Below are 15,098 nucleotides of genomic sequence, written 5' to 3' on the forward strand. Positions count from 1 at the left end.
GTCTCCTCCGAGGCGGATGGCGGCGTGGACTGCCCATCCTCGGACTCCGCCTCGGAGGAGCCGTGCGTCACGGGGCGGCCGGCAGCATCCAGGACAGGACCGTGGACTGCAGGTAGACGATCACGCACACGAGCAGCAGCAGGCCCACGGACCAGCCGACCACCCGGCGCAGGATCTCACTCTCCCGGCCCTCCAGGGACACCGCGGTCGCGGCGATGGCCAGGGACTGCGGGGAGATCATCTTGCCCACCACGCCGCCGGAGGTGTTCGCGGCCACGAGCAGGGCCGGATCGGCGCCGATGTTGTGGGCGGCGGTCTGCTGGAGCTTGGCGAAGAGGGCGTTCGCGGAGGTGTCCGAGCCGGTGACGGCCGTGCCGAGCCATCCCAGCACCGGGGAGAGGAACACGAAGGCCGTGCCCAGGCCGGCCACCCACGTGCCCATGGCGATGGTCTGGCTCGAGAAGTTCATCACGTAGGCCAGGGAGAGCACGGTCATGATGGTCAGGGCGGACCAGCGCATGCGCCAGAAGCTGCGGCCGATCTCGGCCACCGCGTCCCCCATGCCCAGCCGGTAGCGGCCGCCGTCGTCGAACACGGAGTAGACCACGGTCATCACCAGGCCGGCGAACAGCAGCAGGGTGCCGGGGGAGGCGAGCCACTCCGCCTTGAACACGGTGTTGGCGATCGGGGCTCCCGCGGTGTCGACCAGACGGCCGTCCAGGCCCGGCCAGGGCGTCTTCGTGGTGGCGGAGGACAGAGCGGCCGTGATCGGCGGGACCAGCTTGGCCAGGCCGAAGACGGTCACCACGACGATGTAGGGCAACAGGGCCATCCACACGCGGACGGGGGTGAGGGTGGAGGCGGCCGGGGCGTCGGTCACACCCAGCCGGGCGCGCGCCTCGGCCGCGCCCTTGGGCCGCCAGAAGCGCAGCATGACGACGGCCGTGCCCATGGAGACCAGGGCCGCGACCACGTCGGTGAGCTCGTAGGAGAAGTAGGTGGAGGCGAACCAGATGGACAGGGCGAAGGCGGCGCCGATGACCAGCAGTGCCGGCCAGGTCTGACGGACGCCGCGGGCGCCGTCGATGATCAGCACGAGCAGGAACGGGACGAGGACGGCCACGAACGGGGCCTGGTGGCCGACGATGGCGCCGATGTGCTCGGCGGGGATGCCCGTGAGGGTGCCCGCGGTGGTGATCGGGATGCCGACGGCGCCGAACGCCACGGGCGCGGTGTTGGCCAGCAGCACGGCCGTGGCCGCGCGCAGCGGCGGAATGCCGAGCGCCAGGATCATCGTCGCCGTGATGGCCACGGGCGCGCCGAACCCGGCGAGCGCCTCGAGCAGGCCGCCGAAGCAGAAGGCGATGAGCACCGCCTGGATGCGGATGTCCCCGCCGCCGATCGAGTCGAAGATGGCCCGCATGTCCTCGAACCGCCCGGACAGCACCGTCACCTGGTAGAACCACAGCGCCATCACCACGATCCACACGATCGGGAACAGCCCGAAGGCGGCACCCTGGGCGGCGGACAGCAGCGCGAGCTCGGCGGGCATGCCGAAGCCGAACACGGCCACGCCGAGGGCGACCGCCAGGGCGGCCAGGCCGGACTGCCACGCCTTGAGCTTGAGGAGCATGAGGGTGATGAAGAACGTCAGCAGGGGCAGGGCCCCCAGCGCGGCGGACAGCCCGAGGCTGCCGGCGGCGTCGGGGACGGCGGAGTAGGTCTGCACGGATCCTCCGGGAGGGTCGGCGGCGGGTGCCGGTGCGGGGCGGTGTCGTTCCGGCTCGGGCTCGCCCGGGCCGGCATGTGGTCAGTCCACAGTGGTCAGACCACACAGGATACTGTGAGGCCGGTCACTGCGCAAGGAGGCGCGAGGGCGACTCCGGCGGAACTCCGTCATGACGTGGGCTGTGACGGCCGCCACGCGCATGGTATGGTCTGACCACACACCACCCCGCCGTCCCCAGAGGAGGACTCATGCGGATCGCCCTGTTCGCCACGTGCATCGTGGACGCGATGTACCCCCGGGTGGCCCTGGCCACCGTGGAGGTCCTGGAGCGCCTCGGCCACGAGGTGGTCTTCCCCTCGGGGCAGGCCTGCTGCTCGCAGATGCACATCAACTCCGGCTACCTCGACGACGCGGTCCCCGTGGTCCGCAATCACGTGGAGACCTTCATGGCGGCCGACTACGACGTCGCCGTCGCCCCCTCCGGCTCCTGCGTCGCCTCGCTGGGGCACCAGCAGCCGATGGTCGCCCGACGCGCGGGAGACGAGGCCCTGGCCCGGGACGCCGAGACCGTGGCCGGCCGCACCCACGAGCTCTCCCAGCTGCTCACCGACGTCCTCGGTGTGACCGACGCCGCGGCTCAGCTGGGCTCCTGGTTCCCGCACACCGTCACGTACCACCCCTCCTGCCACGGCATGCGCCTGCTCCGTCTGGGCGACCGGCAGCGGGACCTCGTGCGCACCATCGGGGGGATCGACTACCGCGAACTGCCTGACGCCGAGGAGTGCTGCGGCTTCGGCGGGACCTTCTCGATGAAGCTCCCCGACGTCTCCGGTGCCATGGCGGACGAGAAGATCGACAACGTCCGGAGGACCGGGGCCGAGGTGCTCACCGGGGGCGACGCCTCATGCCTGCTGCACCTCGGCGGCGCCCTCTCCCGCCGGGGCACGGTGACCGACGAGGGCCGACCGGTGCGGACCGTCCACTTCGCCGAGCTCCTGGCCTCCACCCGGGAGCGACCGCTCGACGTGGACGGGCCCGTGGAGCTCAGCATCCCCGGGGGGCGTCGCCGCCCTGCCGCCTGCGCCGCCGAGGAGGCCGCCCGATGACCCGCACCGCCCTGGGGATCCCCACCGTCCGCCCCGTGCACGGCCACGGCGCGATCGCCCTGGACCAGCCGTTCCGGCAGTCCGCGCAGGAGCAGCTGGGCAACGCGCAGATGCGCGCCAACATCCGCCACGCCACCCACACCATCCGGGGCAAGCGCGCCAGAGTGGTCGAGGAGCTGCCCGACTGGCAGGAGCTGCGCCGGGCGGGGTCGGCGCTGAAGCAGCAGGTCATGGCCGACCTGCCCGCCCTGCTCGAGCAGCTCGAGGCCAACGTCACCGCCCGCGGCGGCGTGGTCCACTGGGCGCGGGACGCCTCCGAGGCCAACCGGATCATCACGGAGCTGGTGAAGGCCAAGGGGGTGGACGAGGTCATCAAGGTGAAGTCCATGGCCACCCAGGAGATCGAGCTGGAGGAGGCGCTCAAGGCGGAGGGCGTCGCCGCCGTCGAGACCGACCTCGCCGAGCTCATCGTGCAGCTGGGCCATGACAGGCCGTCCCACATCCTCGTCCCCGCCATCCACAAGAACCGCGAGCAGATCCGCGAGATCTTCGTGCGGGAGATGGCGGAGACGGACGAGACCCTGACCTCCGAGCCCCGCGACCTCGCCGAGGCCGCCCGGCGCCACCTGCGGGAGAAGTTCCTCTCCACCTCCGTGGCGATCTCGGGCGCCAACTTCGGGGTCGCGGAGACCGGCACCCTCGCCGTCGTCGAGTCCGAGGGCAACGGCCGCATGTGCCTGACGCTGCCGGAGACGCTCATCACCGTGATGGGCATCGAGAAGCTGGTGCCGACCTTCCAGGACCTCGAAGTGTTCCTGCAGCTGCTGCCGCGCTCCTCCACGGGTGAGCGCATGAACCCCTACACCTCGATGTGGACGGGGGTCACGGAGGGCGACGGCCCCCAGGAGTTCCACCTCGTCCTCCTGGACAACGGCCGGTCCGCGGTGCTGTCCGATCCGGAGGGCCGCTCGGCACTCCACTGCATCCGCTGCTCGGCCTGCATGAACGTGTGCCCGGTCTACGAACAGACCGGCGGCCACGCCTATGGCTCCGTCTACCCGGGGCCGATCGGCGCGATCCTCTCCCCGCAGCTGACCGGTGTCGAGGAGGGGGCGAACGGCACTCTGCCGTACGCGTCCTCCCTGTGCGGGGCGTGCTACGACGTCTGCCCGGTGGCCATCGACATCCCCTCGATCCTCGTGCACCTCCGGGACGAGGAGGTCCAGGCCGCGCACGCCGCGAAGCGTACGGCCATCCGGGAGGCCGAGGGTCCCGTCGCCACGGCGCGGGCCGCCGTCCGGGCCGCGGTCCCGTCCCAGATGGACCTCATGATGGCGGGGGCGCGGACCGTGATGTCCTCCGGGGCGCGCATGGCCGCCGTCGAGCGCGGCCTGCCCGCCGGCCGCGCGGCCGCGGGGCCGGACCGTGTGCTCGGTTGGCTGCCCGGCATCGCGGGCGGATGGACGGACCAGCGGGACGTCCCCGCTCCGCCCCGGGAGTCCTTCCGGAACTGGTGGACCCGCAACCGCGGAGCCGACGCCACCGCCGCCCCGGCCGCCCGATCCGTCGAGCCGGCCGACGTGTCCGAGCGCGAGGAGGAGGACAAGTGAGCGAGGCCAAGGACGCGATCCTGAGCCGGGTGCGCGAGGCGCTCCAGGACCGACCGGTCCCCGAGCCGGTCGCCCGGGGCTACCGACGTGAGTCCCTCCGGGACAGCGACGCGGTCGTCGAACAGCTCGTCGACCGGCTGGAGGACTACAAGGCGGCCGTGTTCCGCGAGGACCTGGCCACCGTGGCCGACCGGGTGGACGCCCTCCTCCGGCAGGCCCGCGCGTACGTGGTGCCGCCGGGGCTGGACGAGGCCTGGCTGCCCGGGGACGCCTGCGTGAGCGCGGCGTCGGAGCTCGTGTCCGAGGACGCGGGGGAGTCCCCCCGGGAGGCCGCACTCCCCGAGCGGGAGGGCCGGTGGAGGATCACCGAGCCCACGACCGGAGACCGCGGCGCCCTCGAGGTGCGGGTGCTGAACGCCGTCGACGCCGTGGTCACCTCCTCCACGGTGTCCTGCTCGGAGACGGGCACGATCTTCCTCTCCGGACGGCCGGACGAGGGCCGCCGGGCGATCTCCCTCGTACCGGACCACCACGTGTGCATCGTGCCGTTGGACACCGTGGTGGAGCTGGTCCCGGAGGCCCTGGCCCGGCTCGAGCCCACCGCCGCGATCACCATGATCTCGGGCCCGTCCGCCACCAGTGACATCGAGCTCGAGCGCGTCGAGGGCGTGCACGGACCGCGCCGCCTGGACGTGATCCTCCTGGATCGCGGCCGCTGATCGGACCCCTGCCCCGCCCCCTGACCGCCATCCTGCTCGCCCTGTGCCTGCTCGCCCACCTGCTGGTCCTCTACCTCCCCGGCGACGACGTCCCGGCGCCGGCGTTCGAGGTCCCCGGCCTGGACAAGCTGGTCCACGTGGCCGCCTTCGGCGTCCCTGCGCTGCTGGCGGTCCTGCTGATCCGTCGGCTGTGGCCGGCGCTCGTGCTCCTGGTCCACGCGCCCGTCAGCGAGGTGCTGCAGGCCGCCCTCGCCCAGGGGCGGTCGGGGGACCCGGCGGACGTGGCGGCCGACGTCGTCGGGGTGGCGCTCGGGACGGGGATCGCCCTGGTCCTGGCGCGCCGGGGCCGGACCCGCCCGCCGTCCCGCCCCGGGCCGGGCCGGGGGCATTTGAACCTGGGCGCGGGGAGCGCGTATGATCCTGGGGTGCCGTCGGAGCGATCCGACGTCTGGGGCTATAGCTCAGTTGGTAGAGCGTTTCGTTCGCAATGAAAAGGTCAGGGGTTCAATTCCCCTTAGCTCCACAGCACAGAAGGTCCGGGCGGCTCCGCCCGGGCCTTCGTCGTGTCTGCACCGCACCGCTTCGCGGTCCTCCCACGTTCGGCGACATCTCCGACGCGGACCGCGCCGGGAATGTCGCGGAACGTCGGAAGGCCGCGGGGGAGGGGGGGTCGGCCACCGCGTCCGGCGGCTTCCCGGCCCCCCGCCCCCGGCGTACAGTCGGCGGGTACCGCAGAACGCGGTCGCCCCAGGTCACGCCCTGGGTACCGCAGCCCTGGCCGGCTCATGCTCCAGTCCGGCCTCCGACGCCCGCAGGGGCCAGAAAGGAGTCACCGTGCGCCTCGCCGTCGTCACCCATCCGCTGCATCCGATCCGATCGCCGTACGAGGGCGGTCTCGAGATGCACACCGCCATGACCGTGGAGCACCTCGTGCGCCAGGGCCACGAGGTCTCGGTGTACGGGCGCGAGGGGACGGACATGCCGGGTGCCGAGGTCGTGCCGATCCTGCCGCCCGAGGGCGCCGGCCTGGACGAGGCCGGGTTCGCCCTGCGGGAGCGGGCCATCGCGGACGCGTGCGAGCGCATCCTCGTCTCGGACGTGGACGCCGTGCTCAACAACTCGCTCTCACCCGCGCCGCTGCAGATGCTCGGTCCGCTGCCCATGCTGACGGTCCTGCACACGCCCGCCACCCTGGGCCCCGTCCTGGCCGTGACCGATGCTCCGGACTGGCACCCGCCCGTGCACCACCGCTGGGCCTCGGTGTCCATGTCCAACGCGATCGCGTGGCGGCACCGCCTGCCGCGCGTCGAGGTGGTGCCCAACGGGATCGACCTGGACCAGTGGGTCTCCGACGAGCGCCCCGTGCGGGGCCGCGCGGTGTGGTCCGGGCGGATCACCCGGGAGAAGGGCCTGCACGTGGCCATCGACGCCGCCCGGCAGGCCGGCATGGAGCTGCACGTGGCCGGCCCGGTCTCCGACCCGTCCTACATGGCGGACACGATCCGCCCGCGTCTGGGCGACGACGTGGTGTACCACGGCCACCTCGGGCACGACACTCTGCCGGACCTGCTCGCCACGGGCGAGGTGTTCCTGGCCACCCCGCTGTGGGCCGAGCCGTTCGGGCTGGCCACGGTGGAGGCCATGGCCCTGGGCGTGCCGGTGGCGGCGCTGCTGACCGGGTCCATGGGGGAGATCGTGGCCCCGCAGGCCGGCGACCTCGCCGTGCACCACTCCGCCGAGGCGCTCGCCGAGTCCATCCGCCACGCCCGCCGCCGGGACCGCTCCCGCGTGGCCGCCTGGGCCCGCCGCTTCAGCGCGGACACCATGGTGGAGGGCTACCTCGCCCTGCTGGAGCAGGCCTGCGAGGACCGTGAAGAGTCGACCGAGGGCGCCGCGGCGCACGGGACGGCGGCCCCCGGGACCGCCGCGTGAGCGGGGGCGCGCGCCCGCGCGTCCTGCACTACGCGCACCAGCACGGCTCGGGGCACGTCCGCCACGCCGCGAACCTGGTGCGGGCCGGCGTCGCGGACGTCACCGTGGCCACCGCCCATCCGGACGCCGCGGCGCTGCTGCCGACGGGCACGGACACCGTGGCCCTGCCCCCGGACCTCGTGGCGGGGCATGCCCAGCCGGCGCGTTCGCCCCTGCACTGGACGCCGGTGGGCCCCGCGATCCGTGAGCGCTTCGCCGTCCTGCACGCGGCCGCCCTGCGCGTGCGCCCGGACGTGTGCGTGGTGGACGTGTCCGTGGAGGCGGCACTGTTCCTGCGGCTGGCCGGGTTCCCGATGGCGCACCGGCGCATGCACGGGGACCGGACGGACGCCGCGCACCGGCTGGTGTACGCCGAGGCGGACGCGCTGTTCGCGCACTACCGCGAGCCCCTCGAGGACCCGGCGTGGCAGGCGGAGTTCGGCGACCGCACTGTGCACTTGGGCGTGCCGGACCTCACCGGCCGGCTCGGCCGTCCTGCGCGGCCCGCCCGGGAGGGCGCGGGCCTGGCCTCGGACGGGACGGCGTCCTCGGGTGCGGTCCCGCAGGTGGTGGCCGTCACCGGCACGGGCGGCGGAGGGGTGGCCCTCGCGGACCTGACTCGCGCCGCCCGGCAGACCCCCGGCGCGGACTGGCATGTGATCGGCCCGGTGCAGGGCGCGCCGGAGCCCGGCGCCGACCGCGCCCCCGCGCTCCCGGCGAACCTCGCGCTGCGCGGGTGGACCGACGACGTGGCCGCGGCCCTCGCCGGCGCGGACGCGGTGGTGGTCTCGGCCGGGCACAACGCCGCGGTGGACGCCGCGCGGTGCGGGCGGCCCGTGGTGCTGGCCCCCGAGCCGCGGCCCTTCGCGGAGCAGCACCGGTTCGCCGAGGCCGTGGAGCGGGCCGCGGGCGTGCCGTGGTGCGCGTGGGAGGACCCGGAGGCGGACTGGGCCGGCGCGCTCGGCCGGGCCCTGGGCGACCCGGCCGCCGCGGACCGGATGGCCGCGGCACTGCTCACCCCTCCGGCGGAGCACGCCCGCGCGTGGCGGCGCGTGCTCGAGACCGCCGCTGGGGCCGAGCGGGCCTGACAGGCCAGGAGCCCGCTGCGGCCGGTCATCCCGCGGCCCTGGCCGGGGCTCAGTAGGCAGCGTCGGCCACGCGGGCCGCGGCCACCTCGTCCTCGGTGGGCTCGCGCAGCAGCTCGAGCTCGTCCCCGGCCGGGGTCCAGCGGATCAGGCCGCGCTCGGCGAACGCGCCGAGCCAGCCCTCCATGGGCCACGCCCCGTGCAGCTCACGGAAGCGCCGGGCGTTCACCACGATGTCCGCCACGTGGTGCAGCGGCGGACGGTGCACGCCGTGGTGCTGGTGGAAGGCCTCGGCGGGGCTGATGCGCAGGTGCAGGCCGGCGTCGCGGGCGCGGAAGGCCAGGTCCGTGTCCTCGGCGCCGTAGCCGGAGAAGCCCTCGTCGAACCCGCCGATCCGCGCCAGGTCCTCCCGGCCCACGGCCATCACCAGGGTCCACACGAGGTGCCACTCGTCCGAGGGGCCCGGGCGCAGGTGGGCGCGGCCGGCATGCGGCACGGAGCGGGTGCGCAGGTCCCCGTCCGTGGGGCCGCGGCCGGGCAGGCACGGGTCCGCAGCCACGCCCGCCGCGGCGAGGGTGGCCCGCCAGTCGGGGGCCAGGTAGCGGGGCGTGCCCATCACGAGCGCGCCGGGGTGCGCTGCCGTCTCCGCGGCGAGGATCCCGACGGCGTCGGCGGACGGGATGCAGTCCACGTCCAGGAACACGAGGACGTCCCCCGTGGCCAGGCGGGAGGCCGTGTTGCGGGCCGCGGCCAGGGGCAGGCCGTGTCCGGCGGGCACGTGGCCCACCGTGACGGGCAGGTCCGTGGCGGGGACCGCGCCGTCGGACTGACCCATGAACACCACCACCACCTGGTCCGGGCGGCGGAAGGAGCGCTCGAGCCCCTGCAGCACCCGCGCCAGGTGCGCGTCCCGGTTCCCGGTGATGACCAGCACGGACACGGTGGCGGCGTGGCCCCGGCGGCGGGCCAGGGCGGTCCGGTAGGCGGCCACGTGGGAGGCCGCCACCCGGCGGCGCTGCGCGGCCCGGTGGGCGGCGGGCGCCGAGCGCAGCCCGGACCGCGCGGCCACGAGCCCGGACAGGGCGGCGGCCAGGGATGAGGGCTCGGCCGGGTCGAACACAGCCAGCACCTCCGGCCGGCGCCATGCGCGCGCCTGGTCTGCGATGTGCCCCACGTCCGCCACGGCCACCGGCACGCCGAGGTCCCGGCACATCTCCACCCAGCCCGAGTGGGTGCCGATCCGGTACGGCAGCACGGACACGTCCGCGGCGCGCAGCGCCTCGTGCAGCTGCTCGTCCGTGAGCCGGGCGTGACGCCACAGCGTGAAGCCGTGCTCGTCCGCGCCGGCCTCGAGGGCCGCCAGCGCGGCCGCGTCCCGGACGTCGTGCTGGACGTCGATCACGATCTCCACGTCCGTCCCCGCCGCGTCCAGCTCCTCGACCGCGGCCGCGAGCGCCGGCAGCAGGCCCACCGGGTCCACCTGCGCGCGCAGGTCCTTGGCGTGCACCAGGATCCGCGCCGGACGGTCGACGCCGGGCACCGGCTCCGGCGCGCGGGCGGGCGCGGCCTCGACGGCGACGTCGCTCTCCGGGGCCTCGGCGGGGTCGACGTCGAGGGCGGCGATCCGGTCCAGGGGCACGATGTGCGGGTGCGGCACCACGAGGGCGCGGACGCCGTAGTCGCGGGCCACGGCCTCGGCGGCGCCGGGGGTCAGGGTGAACACCGCGTCCGCGTGCGCCAGGAGCACCCGCAGCCGCTCCCGGTGCGGACCCTGGTCCGTCAGGTGCGGGTTCTCCAGGTCGTGCACCGTCACCGCCACGGCGCCGCCGTGCGCGTGCTGGGTCTCGAGGGCCTCGGCCAGCTCGGCGGCTGTGAAGTGCTCGAATCCGAAGTGCACGTGCAGCACGTCCGGGCGGTGCTCCCGCAGCCAGTCCGCCGTCAGCGCCTGCGGCGGCCACCACTGGTGCGCGGGCGCGCCGGGCACGGGCGGGTCGGGCCAGAAGACGACGTCGCCGGCCGCCTGCTCCTCGAGGGGACGGACCGAGCGCGGGTACGGGTGGCCGGCGGGGACGTGCTGGACGGTGATGCTCACAGGCGGTGCGGGCCTCTCGGGAGGGGACGGGGAGGGCGAGGACACGGGCCGGCACGACCCGTCCGGACAGGATCCCACGGACCCGTCCCCTCGTGCGGTCCGCGACCGCCCGGACGCGGGCCGCTGACGCGCGCGCATGGGCCGCGGACGTCTAGGCTGACAGGGAATGACGCGTAGCACGAGGCCACGCCCGTGCCGCGCACCGGAGGCGAGGGAAGGACGGGCCGGCATGCCGCCACTCGAGCAGGGACGGGTGCTCTACCTGAACGTCGGGCCGCGGTCACACGGAGTGGTCCGGCACGGCTGGCAGACGGCGCAGGCGCTCGAGGACGTGGGCCTCGCGGTGGAGCCGCTGCACGCCGAGGACGCCAGCGCGTTCCTCAGCCTCGCCCCCGCCCTGCAGCGGGCGTGCGACGAGGGCCGGGCACTGCACCTGGACGTCACGGACGCCCTGTTCGGCCCCACTCCCGCCGCCGCCGCGGACGTGCTCACCCGGACGCTGCCGGACTGCGCCACCGTCACCCTGCACGACGTCCCCCAGCCGGCCGAGGGCCAGGCCCGCTTCGAGACCCGCGCCGAGGCCTACGCGCGGCTCGCGCGGGACGTGGCCGGCGTCGTCGTCTCCTCCGAGCACGAGCGCGCCCTGCTGCAGGACATCGTGGACGTGCCCGCCCATGTGGTGCCGCTGCCCGTGGAGGACCGCCGCACCGACGGCCCCGACACCTCCGAGCCCTTCCCGGAGGCCTGCGCCGGGATCGAGGACGACGTGGTGATCTTCGGCCACCTCTACCCCGGCAAGGGCCACGCCGAGGCCATCGACGCCCTCGCCGAGCTGGACCGCCAGTGGGGCCCCGGCGCCGGACACCCGCGGCGGGTGACCGCGCTCGGCCCCGTGGCGGCGCGGCACGAGGACCTCGTCGCGGAGCTGACCGAGCGCGCCCGCGCTGCGGACCTCGACTTCCGCGTCACGGGGTTCGTCCCCGATGAGCTCGTCGACCGGCTGCTGTGCGCTGCCGCCGTCCCCCTGGCCGCGCACCGCAACGTCTCCGCCTCCGGCTCCCTGGCGTCCTGGATGTCCGTGGGACGCCGGCCGATCGTCCCGGCCGGGCGCTACAACGAGGAGCTGGCGCGCCTGCGCCCGGGCACCCTGCGCATAGTCCCCGTGGGCCGCTCCGGGGTCGGGTTCGCCCTCGCCGAGGCGATCGCCGAGGCCCGTGAGCTGCCCGCCCGGACCTGGCAGGCCCCCGGCACCAGCCTCGAGCCCGGCCCGGCCGCGTGCGCCTGGCTCCTGGCCCGCGCCCTCGGCGAGATCCACGGCTGGCATTGAGCGGCGTCCGTCACGACGCCGGGGCCGCCGCCGACGCCCCCGAGGTGTCCGTGGTGGTGCCCTACTACCGCGCCCAGGTGGACCTCGACCGGCTCGTGGCCGCGCTCGCGGTGCAGGACCACCCCGCCTCCCGCCTGCAGCTGGTGGTCGCCGACGACGGCTCGCCCGAGCCTCCGGTCCTGCCGGGCGACCTGCCGTTCGCGTCCGTGGTGGTGCGGCAGGAGGACCGCGGCTTCCGCGCCTCCGCCGCCCGCGCGCTCGGCGTGCGCGCCGCGGAGGGCCGGGTGCTGGCCTTCCTCGACGGGGACATGCTCCCCGAGCCCGGCTACCTGAGCGCGGCGTGCGCCCTGCCCGCGGTGAGCGCGGACGCGGTGGTGGTGGGCCGGCGTCGTCACCTGCGGCCCGAGGCCGTGGCCGCGGGCTGGCGGCCCGGTGAGCCCGTGCCGGAGGGGGACCTGCTCGAGGAGCCGGCCTGGCTGCGCCAGGCCTACGCCGCTTCCGGGGACCTGGCGGTGACGGACGCGACCTCCTACCGGTTCGTGATCTCCGCGGTGCTGACCGTGGCGCGCGAGGTCTACGAGGACGCCGGCGGCTTCGACCCGGCCTTCGTGGGCTACGGCGGGGAGGACTGGGAGCTGGCATACCGGCTCTGGCGTGTGGGCGGGACGTTGCGGCACGAGCCCGCCGCCGTGGCGTGGCAGGCCGGGGAGGACTTCGGCGGCCGCGAGGACCCGGCTGCCGCCCGCGCGGTGAAGCAGCGCGAGGCCCTCGTGCTCGCCTCCCGCATCACCGCGACGACGGCCCGCGGCCACGGCCTGGCCCTGGCCGGCCCGCAGCGGGTGGCGGTGCGCGTGCGGGCGGAGGATGCGCCGGGGGAGGACTCCGAGGCCGCAGCGGTGGTCGGCGTGGACGCCGCCCTGCAGGCGTTCCCCGGCGCCCGGGTGACCGTGACCGGGGTGGCCTCCGACGCCGCCCGGGCCGCGTTCGCCGACCCGCGGGTGGCGGCGTGCGACGGCGAGGCCGCCGGGGCCCGGGCTTCGGGGGGCGTCCTGCCCGCCCCGCCCGCGCGCGGGGACCTCGCCGGCGTGCGCGGCGTGCCCGACTGGGCCGTGGACCTGCGCGTGCCGCTGCGCCCGGCCGGCCGCGGCGAGCGCCCCGATCCGGCTCGCGCCGCGGGCTGGCTGCTGCGGATCGAGCGGGCCGGGGTGGAGCGGGTCGAGGTGCTCGGCGAGCCGGGGGAGCGCGCGGCCCGGCCGAACGGGGAAGGCGACGCGGCCGCGCGCCCCGTCCTGGCGACGCTGACCTCCTCCCGCGCCCGCTGGCGGGCCCGCCGCGGCGGCGGGCCGGGACGCGTGTGGCGCGTCCCGGCGTCGCGCCTGGGGTGGGCCCCGGTGCCCGCGGACGTGGACCTCGAAGCGTGGTGGGGCGGCTGGGCCTGACCCCCGCCCCGCCGCTGTTGTCGTTCGGGAAACGGTCACTCCGGGGGCGTTGCCGTCAGCCGGCGAGGACCTCATCCACCCCGCGCACGGTGACGTCCCCGAGCTCGCCGCGCAGCGCCTCGGCGACGGCGGGCTGGGTCAGCACGCCGGCGTGCGCGGACAGGCCGCGGGCGAACCCGGCGTCGGCGCGCAGGGCCTCCTGCCAGCCCTTGTCCGCGAGGCGCAGCAGGTAGGGCAGCGTGGCGTTGATGAGCGCGGCGGTGGAGGTCTGCGGGACGGCGCCGGGCATGTTGGTCACGCAGTAGTAGACCTTCTCGTCCTCGACGTACGTCGGGTCCTGGTGCGTGGTGGGCTTCGAGCCCTCGAAGCAGCCGCCCTGGTCGATCGCGATGTCCACGAGCACCGACCCCGGCCGCATGGCCTGCGCCATCTCTCGGGTCACGAGCTTCGGGGCCGCGGCGCCCGGGATCAGCACGGAGCCGATCACGAGGTCCGCGTCCGCGATCTGCTCGGCCAGGGTCAGGGCGTTGGAGGCGAGGGTGTCGATCCGGCCCTGGTGCACGGCGTCGATCTGCGCCAGGCGCTCCAGGTCCACGTCCAGCACGGTCACCCGCCCGCCCATGCCCGCGGCCACCACGGCCGCGTTCTCGCCGGCCACGCCGCCGCCCACGACGACGACGCGCGCCTTGCGCGTGCCCGGCACCCCGCCGAGGAGCACGCCGGAGCCGTCCGGGGAGGCCAGCTGCTGGGCGCCGGCCAGGGGCGCGAGGCGCCCGGCCACGCGGGACATCGGGGCCAGCAGGGGCAGGCCCCGGCCGCCGGGGGCGGTGACCGTCTCGTAGGCGATGGCGGTGGTGCCGGCGGTCAGCAGGGCGGAGGTGAGCTCCGGCTCGGCGGCGAGGTGGAGGTAGGTGAACAGCAGCTGGTCGCCGCGCAGGCGGGCGAGCTCGGGGCCCACCGGCTCCTTCACCTTCACCACCGTCTCGGCGCGCTCCCAGAGCTCGTCCGCTCCGGGGACCAGCTCGGCGCCCGCGGCGCGGTAGGCCTCGTCCGGGACGCCGGATCCGACGCCGGCGCCGAACTGGACCAGCACCTCGTGGCCGCGGCCGGTGAGCTCGGCGACGCCGGCGGCGGTCAGGCCGACGCGGCGCTCGTTGTTCTTGATCTCTGTGGGGACTCCGATCAGCATGGCCAGGAATCTATGGGTTCCGACGATGACGCCGGGGATGTTCCGCAGGATCTTCGGTGGTATCGGTCAAACTGGACAGGATCGTCGCGACTCACCTCACAGAAGGGCCCGCGAGATGAAGCATCTTCACGCCTGGGACGCCATCGACCGCCGGCTCGTCCGGATGCTCGCCGCCGACGCCCGGCGCACGAACGCCTCCCTGGCCGAGGAACTGGGCATCGCCCCGTCCACGTGCCTGGCCCGGCTGCGCGCGCTGCGGGAGGCCGGGGCGATCCGGCGCTTCACGGTGGAGGTGGACCCGGCGGTGCTCGGCCGCGGCCTCGTGGCGCTGATCTCCGTGCGGATCCGCCCCGGCGCGCGGGACCGCATGGGGGAGCTGTTCGACCGCATGCAGGCCATGCCCGGGGTCCTGCAGGTGTTCTTCCTCGCCGGCGAGGAGGACTTCCTCCTGCACGTGGCGGTGGCCGACACCGCGGAGGTCTCCCGGTTCGTCCTGGAGAACCTCTCGGCGGACCCCGCGGTGGCCTCGACCCGCACTTCCCTGGTGTTCCGGCACGAGCACGGCACCGAGCCCTGGCGCGTCGCCTGAACCCGCCCCCCGCTTCTGCTGACGCGGGTGGCGGTCCGCGCGTCCGGCCGTGCCCGCGCGCCCCGGTGCGTGGTGGGATGGGGCCATGACCGAGCGCACCACCCTGCCGCCCGACGACGCCGACCAGACCGCCCCGCCCACCGGCACCGCCGCCGCGCGCGAGGAGGACGCGCGCCCGCAGGGCGAGGGCGTCCCCGCACCGCCCGACGGCGCCGAGGCGGCCGGGGCGACGGCCGCGCCGG

Annotated in this window: 11 protein-coding genes and 1 tRNA gene; 9 read left to right on the forward strand and 3 right to left on the reverse strand. The window is 75.5% G+C overall.

What is annotated here, in order from left to right:
- Nucleotides 1–67: 67 nt before the first annotated feature.
- Nucleotides 68–1,729, reverse strand: a complete 1,662-nt coding sequence (locus MA879_RS07990; protein WP_248124918.1) for an L-lactate permease — start codon at nucleotides 1,727–1,729, stop codon at nucleotides 68–70.
- A gap of 248 nt (nucleotides 1,730–1,977) precedes the next feature.
- On the opposite strand from MA879_RS07990, the gene MA879_RS07995 reads away from it, so the two are divergent.
- The 6 genes from MA879_RS07995 (at nucleotide 1,978) to MA879_RS08020 (ending at nucleotide 8,223) form a co-directional block, all read left to right on the forward strand.
- Nucleotides 1,978–2,835 (forward strand): (Fe-S)-binding protein, encoded by an 858-nt coding sequence (locus MA879_RS07995; RefSeq protein WP_248124920.1) that lies wholly within the window; start codon nucleotides 1,978–1,980, stop codon nucleotides 2,833–2,835.
- A complete protein-coding gene (locus MA879_RS08000; protein WP_248124922.1) occupies nucleotides 2,832–4,445 on the forward strand; it encodes a LutB/LldF family L-lactate oxidation iron-sulfur protein in 1,614 nt (537 codons plus the stop codon). The genes MA879_RS07995 and MA879_RS08000 overlap by 4 nt, the downstream gene beginning before the upstream one ends.
- On the forward strand, nucleotides 4,442–5,164 hold the full coding sequence (locus tag MA879_RS08005) for a LutC/YkgG family protein (RefSeq protein WP_248124924.1): 723 nt from the start codon (nucleotides 4,442–4,444) through the stop codon (nucleotides 5,162–5,164). The genes MA879_RS08000 and MA879_RS08005 overlap by 4 nt, the downstream gene beginning before the upstream one ends.
- A gap of 450 nt (nucleotides 5,165–5,614) precedes the next feature.
- Nucleotides 5,615–5,687: transfer RNA gene (locus MA879_RS08010), tRNA-Ala, on the forward strand.
- A 311-nt stretch (nucleotides 5,688–5,998) separates the two neighbouring features.
- Entirely contained in the window at nucleotides 5,999–7,096 is a 1,098-nt protein-coding gene (locus tag MA879_RS08015; RefSeq protein ID WP_248124926.1) for a glycosyltransferase, read from the forward strand.
- On the forward strand, nucleotides 7,093–8,223 hold the full coding sequence (locus tag MA879_RS08020) for a glycosyl transferase (RefSeq protein ID WP_248124927.1): 1,131 nt from the start codon (nucleotides 7,093–7,095) through the stop codon (nucleotides 8,221–8,223). Before MA879_RS08015 ends, MA879_RS08020 begins: the two co-directional genes overlap by 4 nt.
- 49 nt (nucleotides 8,224–8,272) lie before the next feature.
- Here MA879_RS08020 and MA879_RS08025 read toward each other — a convergent pair whose 3' ends face one another.
- Nucleotides 8,273–10,312, reverse strand: coding sequence for a galactosyltransferase-related protein (locus MA879_RS08025; protein ID WP_248124929.1), 2,040 nt, complete (start codon nucleotides 10,310–10,312; stop codon nucleotides 8,273–8,275).
- A 229-nt stretch (nucleotides 10,313–10,541) separates the two neighbouring features.
- On the opposite strand from MA879_RS08025, the gene MA879_RS08030 reads away from it, so the two are divergent.
- Together MA879_RS08030 and MA879_RS08035 are read left to right on the forward strand one after the other, a co-directional pair.
- On the forward strand, nucleotides 10,542–11,639 hold the full coding sequence (locus tag MA879_RS08030; protein ID WP_248124931.1) for a glycosyltransferase family protein: 1,098 nt from the start codon (nucleotides 10,542–10,544) through the stop codon (nucleotides 11,637–11,639).
- Nucleotides 11,636–13,078: a glycosyltransferase family 2 protein gene (locus MA879_RS08035; protein WP_248124933.1), complete on the forward strand. Its 1,443-nt coding sequence runs from the start codon at nucleotides 11,636–11,638 to the stop codon at nucleotides 13,076–13,078. Before MA879_RS08030 ends, MA879_RS08035 begins: the two co-directional genes overlap by 4 nt.
- Nucleotides 13,079–13,133: 55 nt before the next feature.
- On the opposite strand, the gene ald is transcribed toward MA879_RS08035, so the two are convergent.
- Nucleotides 13,134–14,267 carry an alanine dehydrogenase gene (gene ald / locus MA879_RS08040; protein WP_248124935.1) on the reverse strand — a complete coding sequence of 378 codons (1,134 nt, stop codon included), beginning with the start codon at nucleotides 14,265–14,267 and terminating at the stop codon, nucleotides 13,134–13,136.
- 115 nt (nucleotides 14,268–14,382) lie between these two features.
- Between ald and MA879_RS08045 the strand changes: the two genes are divergently transcribed.
- The gene (locus MA879_RS08045; RefSeq protein WP_248124937.1) at nucleotides 14,383–14,856 is read left to right on the forward strand and encodes an Lrp/AsnC family transcriptional regulator; all 474 of its coding nucleotides are present in this window, start codon (nucleotides 14,383–14,385) and stop codon (nucleotides 14,854–14,856) included.
- Nucleotides 14,857–15,098 lie beyond the last annotated feature (242 nt).

Source organism: Micrococcus lacusdianchii, from assembly GCF_023155805.1.
In the GTDB taxonomy this organism is placed as follows: domain Bacteria; phylum Actinomycetota; class Actinomycetes; order Actinomycetales; family Micrococcaceae; genus Micrococcus; species Micrococcus lacusdianchii.